The 354-nt window shown below is 63.3% G+C and carries 1 protein-coding gene; it reads left to right on the forward strand.

Annotated features, from left to right (window positions below):
- Nucleotides 1–46 precede the first annotated feature (46 nt).
- A partial coding sequence (locus JK358_RS38840; protein WP_232852628.1) for an AMP-binding protein occupies nt 47–354 on the forward strand: 308 nt, incomplete at its 3' end.

A 354-nucleotide genomic window follows, 5' to 3' on the forward strand; every position in this document is an offset into this window, starting at 1 on the left:
GACCTACCGGGAACTCGACGAGGCATCCGATCGGCTGGCCGGGCTTTTGCTGGAGCAAGGTGTTGCCGTAGGCGATCGAGTGTGCGTGCTGTTGCCGCGCTCGGAGATGGCGGTCGCCACGATCCTGGCGGTGTTGAAGGTCGGTGCGGCGTACGTGCCGATCGATGTGGCTCATCCGGCAGAGCGAATCGGTTTCGTTCTCACCGATTCGACGCCCACGGTGCTGGTGACGACCACGCAGCTGCTGACGCGTGTTCAATCGGTTCTCGAGTCGATCGACTCGCAGGTGGCGGTGCTGGATTCTGTCGATGCAGTGATGGCAGCCGTTCCACCGGCTGTGGTGCCCTATCCCTC

The sequence above is a fragment of the Nocardia acididurans genome (assembly GCF_016741815.1).
GTDB classification, from domain to species: Bacteria; Actinomycetota; Actinomycetes; order Mycobacteriales; family Mycobacteriaceae; genus Nocardia; species Nocardia acididurans.